At 75.3% G+C, this 6344-nt stretch carries 7 protein-coding genes and 1 tRNA gene; 2 read left to right on the forward strand and 6 right to left on the reverse strand.

The features are described 5' to 3' along the window. Nucleotides 1–700, reverse strand: a 700-nt coding sequence (locus GTW08_RS30465; protein ID WP_255497829.1) for an SLC13 family permease, incomplete at its 3' end; no start/stop codon positions are given. Nucleotides 701–783: 83 nt separating this feature from the next. Here GTW08_RS30465 and GTW08_RS30470 point away from each other — a divergent pair. Then, a complete protein-coding gene (locus GTW08_RS30470) occupies nt 784–1719 on the forward strand; it encodes a LysR family transcriptional regulator (RefSeq protein WP_253068819.1) in 936 nt (311 codons plus the stop codon). A 62-nt stretch (nt 1720–1781) separates the two neighbouring features. Here GTW08_RS30470 and GTW08_RS30475 read toward each other — a convergent pair. From GTW08_RS30475 to GTW08_RS30495, 5 genes are all read right to left on the reverse strand, one after another. Continuing rightward, a tRNA-Ala gene (locus GTW08_RS30475) sits at nt 1782–1857 on the reverse strand. A gap of 52 nt (nt 1858–1909) precedes the next feature. Next, nucleotides 1910–3091, reverse strand: coding sequence for a gephyrin-like molybdotransferase receptor GlpR (glpR, locus tag GTW08_RS33150; protein ID WP_073577599.1), 1182 nt, complete (start codon nt 3089–3091; stop codon nt 1910–1912). Nucleotides 3092–3294: 203 nt separating this feature from the next. Continuing rightward, nucleotides 3295–3960: a GNAT family N-acetyltransferase gene (locus GTW08_RS30485; RefSeq protein WP_253068818.1), complete on the reverse strand. Its 666-nt coding sequence runs from the start codon at nt 3958–3960 to the stop codon at nt 3295–3297. A gap of 5 nt (nt 3961–3965) precedes the next feature. Further along, the gene (gene glp / locus GTW08_RS30490; protein WP_083474527.1) at nt 3966–5186 is read right to left on the reverse strand and encodes a gephyrin-like molybdotransferase Glp; all 1221 of its coding nucleotides are present in this window, start codon (nt 5184–5186) and stop codon (nt 3966–3968) included. Between the two features lie 2 nt (nt 5187–5188). Next, nucleotides 5189–6091 carry a UTP--glucose-1-phosphate uridylyltransferase gene (locus GTW08_RS30495; RefSeq protein ID WP_073577596.1) on the reverse strand — a complete coding sequence of 301 codons (903 nt, stop codon included), beginning with the start codon at nt 6089–6091 and terminating at the stop codon, nt 5189–5191. Between the two features lie 36 nt (nt 6092–6127). On the opposite strand from GTW08_RS30495, the gene GTW08_RS30500 reads away from it, so the two are divergent. Then, the coding region (locus tag GTW08_RS30500) for a hypothetical protein (RefSeq protein ID WP_202417930.1) at nt 6128–6344 on the forward strand (217 nt) is incomplete at its 3' end.

Raw genomic sequence — 6344 nt, forward strand, 5'->3', positions numbered from 1 at the left:
CGCCGCCCGGCCCCGCCTCCGGGCCGATGGCGGTCGCGGCGGGGACCCGCTCCGCCACGACGGCCGCACCGACCGCCTCACGCACCGGCTCGCGACGACCCTCGCGGCGGCCGAGGAACCAGGCGATCAGCAGCGCGGCCACCATCCCGGCGAGCTGGGCCGGGATCAGCGGGACCCACAGCGCGTTGGCGTCCACGCCCGCCGTCGTCGCGGCGCGTGCCGTCGGGCCGCCCCACGGCAACAGGTTCATCACCCCGGCGCCCATGCCGACGCACACGGTCAGCGTCACCCGGCTCATCCCGAGCCGGTCGAACAGCGGCAGCATCGCCGGGATAGTGATGAGGAAGGTCGTGGCACCGGCCCCGTCGAGGTGGGCGGCCATCGCGAGCGCGGTGGTCGCCAGGCACACCGTCGTCGGGGCGTTGCCGGCCAGGGCCACGAGCCGGCGGACGACCGGGTCGAACAGACCGGCGTCGCGCATGACGCCGAAGAACACGATCGCGAAGACGAACATCGTGGTCACCCCGACGACGCCGGAGAGTCCGTCGGAGACGAACGACCCGATGTCGGCGGGGCCGAAACCGCCGATCAGAGCGGTCACCACCGGAACCCCGGCGAGCGCCACCACCGCCGACACCCGTCGGGTCAGCAGCAGGGTCAGGATGAGCCCGATCGTCACGAAGCCCAGGACAGTCACCATCGTCGGTCCTCTCTGGCGGAGCCGGGCCACTGTGACGGGCGCGACACCTGACTGTCCAACATCGATTCGCGATACATTGATGCGTGGCACGCATCGATCTGGACATCCGGCAGCTCCGCGCCGTGCTCGCCGTCGCCGACGCCGGGGGCTTCTCGGGAGCGGCGGCACGGGCAGGGGTCGCCCAGTCCTCGCTGTCCCGCACGGTGCAGGAGGTGGAACGGAGGGTCGGTGTGGCCCTGTTCCGGCGGACCACCCGGGAGGTGGCGGCGACGGTGGAGGGCCGGGCCTTCGTCGAGCTCGCGCGGCACGTCGTCGGCACCCACGACACGGCCATGGCCCACTTGGCCGGCTACGTCGCCGGGGTCCAGGGGCACGTGTCGGTGGCCGCGCTGCCCTCGCTGGCCGCCGGACTGCTGCCCGCCGCGCTCGCGCGCTACCGCCGGACCCGGCCGGAGGTGTCGGTCGAGGTCCTCGACGGGCTGTCCGAGGAGGTCCGCGGCCGGGTCGGCGACGGCAGCGTCGACCTCGGCCTGACCGTGGGGCGGGAGCTGCCGGCGGGTCTGCACGCGACCCCGCTGGTCCACGACACGTTCCACCTCGTCGTCCCGGTCACCGACCCGCTCGCCCGCGAGGACGCGGTGCCCTGGACGGCGCTGGAGGGCCGGCCGTTCGTCGTCTTCGACCCGAGCAGCAGCATCCGCGCCGACACCGACCGGGTGCTGGCCGCGGTGGGGGTCCGGACCGGACCGGTGGTGCAGGCCCGCAACATCCTGGCCGTCGGCGGGCTGGTCGCGGCCGGTCTCGGCGTGACCGCCGTCCCCGCGCTGGTGCTGCCCCTGATCGCCTTCGCCGGGCTGGCCGGTGTCCCCCTGCGGGCACCGCGGGTGCAGCGCGACATCTGCATGATCCACGACCCGCGTCGCCCGCTGTCCCCCGCGGCGCGGGGGCTGGTCGAGCTGCTGACCGACGGCGGGGAACTCGACCTCCCGCCGGGCGCCGAGCGAGCCGGTGACGGCTGACCGCGGCGCCGACACCCGCCACGCCCGGCACGTCGCCGGACCCGTCGGGTCCGGCCGTGTGGTGGTGGAGCTGAGGGGAATCGAACCCCTGACCTTCTCGATGCGAACGAGACGCGCTACCAACTGCGCTACAGCCCCAGGTGTCTCAGGCCCGCCCTCGCGGGCTGACCTGAAGAACCCTAACAGACCCCTATTCGCCCACCGCACGCCGGTGGGGGGTGCCCGTGTCGAACTCGTCGGGCTCCTCCTCGGCGTCCACGTCGACCAGCGACGTCCCGGCCGGGACCGGCGGCGGCGGGGCCGCGGCGAGACGCGGGAGCGACGACTCGTGCTCGGTCCCGACGGGCCCCTCGACGGTGCGTCCGCGGGCCGGGAGCACACCCAGCGGCTCGCCGGTGCCGCGGACCCGGGTGGGCTCGCCGTCGTCGGCGGTCCAGTCGTCGTCCTCGTCGGTGCCCGTGGTGACGGTGGCGGCGGTCGCGCGGATCTCGTCGTCGGCCCGCTCCTCGGCGGAGGCGTCGCGGCCGCGGTGGGCCCACTCGTCGAGCTCGGGGTCGTCGGCGGCCGGGGACTGCCGGGTGCCGGCCAGGCGTGCGGCGCGGCGGGCCCGGATGCCCTCCTCGATGCGGACCTGGCGGCGCAGATAGGTCAGGTAGCCGACCAGGCCGGCGCCGACGACACCGGTGACCCACCAGAACACCGTCGAGACCAGCAGCGCGGCCGCGCCGGCGGCGAGCAGCAGGACCAGCAGACCGAGCACGACGCGCTGGCGGAACGCGTACTTGGCGTGCGCGGCCGCGGCGGCGGCCTCGGGGTCGAAGCCCCCGCGGCCGGGGCGGTAGCGGGCCGGCGGGCGGGACCAGCCCTCCTCGTCGAGGCCGTCGACCTCGTCGAGGCCGTCGGCGCCGGTCCCGTGCTCGTCGTCGGCGTCGACGGGCCCGGCGGGCTCGTGGTCGTCGTCGGGCCGGGGGTCGCGCTCCCGGTCCGACCGGACCCGCTCGTCGGGATCGGCGTCGTCGTGGCCGACGAGGTGGTCGCCGTGGTCGTCGCCTCCGGGGCCGCGGACGCGGCCCTCGTCGTCGATCTCGGTGTCCTCGACGTCGTCGTAGGCGTACTGGTCGGCCTCGTCGGAGCGCTCACGGGGAGCGGGGACGTCGTCCCGCGCCTCCGCCAGCTCGCCGACCGTGGACGGACCGGATCGCTGTGTCACAAGAACCTCCGGGTGTCGATGCCGCGCGGGACGTTCCAGCACCCGCCCGGACAGCAGCGCCGGGCTGAGCCGGGCCACTTCCTGCTGGCGCCGGGCGACGGTCGGAACGAGGATCAGCAGCCAGAGCACGACCAGACCCACGAAGATCAGAGAGCTGGGCACGGCTGCCTCCTCCCCCGACCGGCGCAGTCCACCCGGTGGAACGGCCCCGATCCGCGCCACCACCGATCACCGTAATCGGGCGGACCTCCGCACCCGGGTCGCGACGCGCCGTGGTCCCTCGGACGGAGGGTGCGAAACCAGGGACGTGCGGTACACGTGTGACTCCGGTGAGTGATCAGGCGAGGTGTGGGCGCTGCGCAGGGTCAGGACCGCGAGGCGCGTCCGTCCCGCACCAGCCGGGCCGCGAAACCACCCGGCGGGACCTCCTCGGCGGTCACCGCGTAGGCGTAGTGGTCGCGCCAGGCGCCGTCGACGTCGAGATAGCGCTGCAACAGTCCCTCGCGGCGCAGCCCGAGCCGGGCGAGCACCGCGATGCTGGCCACGTTCTCCGGGCGGACCGTGGCCTCGACGCGGTGCAGCCGCACCGGGCCGAAACAGTGGTCGAGGACGAGAGCGACGGCCGCGGTGGTGATCCCCCGCCCGCCCAGGGTCGAGTCGAGCCAGTAGCCGACGTAGCCCGACAGCAGCGGCTCCCGCACGACGTTGCCGACCATGACGTGGCCGGCCATCGCTCCGTCGACGGTGATCGCGAACGGCAGCGACAGCCCGCGCCGGGCGGCCCCGCGCAGCAGCCACCAGCGGCCGGGCCACTCCACCCCGGAGTTGCGGCGGGACCACCCGCCGTGGGTCGTCGGCTCCCAGGGACGCAGGAAGTGCTCGTCGCGCACCCGGATCCGGGCCCAGTCACCGCCGTCACGCAGCCGCACCGGGCGCAGCCCCACCTCGTGCCCGCGCACCCGCAGCGGTCCGAGGACGGCGGGCCAGCCGGGGTGACCGCCGGGCGGTTCGGGGACGGCGGACGGCGGCACGCGGCTCAGTTCCGCCCGCGGGGAACCAGCTCGACGTGCTCACCGACGGTCATCTCGGTCACGTCCTCGTCGATGACCGCCAGCGCGTTGACCTCGGACAGCACCGCCAGCAGGTGGGTGCCCGACACACCGAGCGGCTGGGCGAGCAGCTCGCCGCCGTCGTCGGAGCGCAGCAGCCGCGCCGGGATGTAGGACCGACGCCCGGCCGGGGAGACGATCGGGGAGGTCAGCCGGGCGGTCCAGGTGCGCCGCATCGGCTCCTGGCCCAGCGCCAGCCGGATCAGCGGCCGGACGAACACCTCGAACAGCACCAGCGCGGTCGCCGGGTGCGACGGGAACAGGAACACCGGCACGGCGTCCGGGCCGAGCCGGCCGTAGCCCTGCGCGGAACCGGGGTGCATCGCGACGCGGGTGTCGTCGATGCCACCGAGGTCGGCCAGCCCGCTCCTGGCCTCGGCCGCGGTCGTCCCGCCGCCCGCACCGCAGACCACGACGATCTCGGACGCCGGCAGCAGGTCCTCGACGGCGCCACGGATCTCCGCGGCGCTGCCGCCGACGGTGCGGGGCCGGTTGGTCTCCGCGCCCGCCTCGCGGGCGGCGGCGACCACGGCGTGCGAGCAGACGTCGGCGACCTGCCCGGACGACGCCGAGCGGCTCACCTCCACCAGCTCGTCGCCGACCGAGACGACCGAGACCCGCGGCCGCGGGTGCACCAGCAGCTTGTCCCGGCCCGCGGCGGCGAGCATCGCGACCTGGGCCGAGCCGACGACGTCGCCCTCGCGGACGGCGACGTCACCGGACTGGACGTCCTCCCCCACCCGGCGCACGAAGCCGGCCGACGGCACGCCGCGGCGGATGGTGAGGCGCGCGGTGCCGCCGTCGGTCCACCCGAGCGGTGCGACGGCGTCGGCGAGGGTCGGCAGCGGCGCCCCCGCCGCGACGCGGACGGCCTGGCCGGGCTGCAGCCGCAGCGGCTGACGCGACCCGGCGGCGATCTCGCCCACCACCGGGACGGTGACCGGGGAGGCGTCGGTGGCCCCGGCCACGTCGACGCTGCGCACCGCGTAGCCGTCGATCGCGGCCTGGTCGAAGACCGGCAGCGGACGCGCCGCGACGACCTCCTCGGCGCTGCGCAGCCCCTGCGCGTCGGTGATCGCGACGCGCACCGGGGCCGGGCGCACCGCCACGTCCAGGATCCGGGACAGGTGATCGGTGACCGTGCGCACTCTCAGTCCTTCAGTCGCTCGTTCAGCCAGGTCCGCAGGTCCTCGCCGTACTCCGGGTGCTGCAGCATGAAGTCGACGTAGGCCCGCGCGTACCCGGCGGGGTTGCCCAGGTCGTGGCGGCCGCCGCGGTGCACGACGACGTGTACCGGGTGCCCCTCGGAGATCAGCAGCGCGACGGCGTCGGTCAGCTGCAGCTCACCGCCCGCGCCGGGGGTGATCCGGTCCAGCGCGTCGAAGATCGCACGGTCGAGCAGGTAGCGACCGGCCGCGGCGAAGGTCGACGGAGCCTCGTCCGGGGCGGGCTTCTCGACCATCCCGTGGACCTGCTTGACGTCGTCGTCGCCGGTGTCGGAGACCTCGAAGACGCCGTAGGCCAAGATCTGCTCGCGCGGCACGTCGAAGGCGCAGAGGACGCTGCCGCCGTGCTCCTCGCGGACCTGCGCCATGCGGGCGAGGACCCCGGTCGGGAGGACCAGGTCGTCGGGCAGCAGGACGGCGACGGCCTGCTCGTCGTCGGCCAGTGCCGGGCCGGCCTGGGCGACGGCGTGGCCGAGGCCCTTGGGCTCGTACTGGTACACCGAGTCGACCTCGAGCAGGCCGGGAGCGCGGCGGACCTTGTCGGCCAGCTCGCCCTTGCCGCGGCGCTCCAGGGTCTTCACCAGCTCGTCGTCGTTGCGGAAGTAGGCCGCGACCGAGTCCTTGCCGGGGGAGGTCACGATCAGCAGCCGCTGTGCGCCGGCCTCGGCGGCCTCCGCGGCGACCAGCTCGATCCCGGGCGTGTCGACGACGGGGAGCAGCTCCTTCGGCACGGCCTTGGTCGTCGGCAGGAACCGGGTGCCCAGACCCGCCGCCGGGACGACGGCGGTGCGGAAGGCCCCGGTGCCGCTGGACGTCTGCACGCTCATGGTCGGCGAGCCTAGCCACAGCTCTAGCCTGGAGCCGTGACGGCTCGCGCGGAGGACAGGGGTGGATCGTCGCCTGATCAGGGTGGGCGAGCCGCTGACGCCAAGCGGTCACTGCGGCGCACGCTGCTGGCGGCGCGTCGCGGGCGCCCGGTCGCCGACCGGCTGGCGACGACCGCCGCGCTGTCCGCGCACCTGTGCGCGCTCGCCGCCGCGACACCCGGCCCGGTGGCCTGCTACCTGCCGATCGGCACCG

The sequence above is a fragment of the Pseudonocardia sp. SID8383 genome (genome assembly GCF_009864975.1).
GTDB classification, from domain to species: domain Bacteria; phylum Actinomycetota; class Actinomycetes; order Mycobacteriales; family Pseudonocardiaceae; genus Pseudonocardia; species Pseudonocardia alni.

What these genes read in the sequence shown, in the direction of transcription:
- GTW08_RS30495 (WP_073577596.1), bottom strand. Translation starts at nt 6,091, where the DNA reads ATGAGCGTGCAGACGTCCAGCGGCACCGGGGCCTTCCGCACCGCCGTC.